Origin of the sequence: Staphylococcus pasteuri, from assembly GCF_030547725.1 — a bacterium.
GTDB lineage: Bacteria > Bacillota > Bacilli > Staphylococcales > Staphylococcaceae > Staphylococcus > Staphylococcus pasteuri.
The window spans coordinates 1-330 of sequence record NZ_JAUOQO010000124.1; the positions used below are offsets into that span (position 1 = coordinate 1).

General features: G+C 40.0%; 1 protein-coding gene. It reads left to right on the forward strand.

From position 1 onward, the window contains the following. Positions 1-330: tetratricopeptide repeat protein (locus tag Q4528_RS13075; RefSeq protein ID WP_303521909.1), on the forward strand; the 330-nt coding region annotated here is incomplete at both ends.

Genomic DNA, 330 nt, shown 5'->3' on the forward strand with positions numbered 1-330 from the left:
ACTTGCGTTGTCTCGTATAGCTATTGAGCGTGAAGATTATGAAGGCGCACTTATGAAGCTAAAGTCAATATTAGATGAGCCAGAAATTCCAGTAGGAGTTTATGCTTTACTAGGAAGGGTATACGCCGCTTTAGAACTGTTCGAAAAAGCAATAATTGCGTTCGATGAGTACCTAATACATAGGCCTGAAGTAGTGCCAGAAAAATTTCATCTAGGAGCTGTGTATAGAGAGATGGGAGAGAACGAAAAAGCACTACAAATCTGGGATGAGGTACTAGATAAAGCTCCTGATTTCCCGACGGTTTTATATAATCAAGCTCTCTACTACTT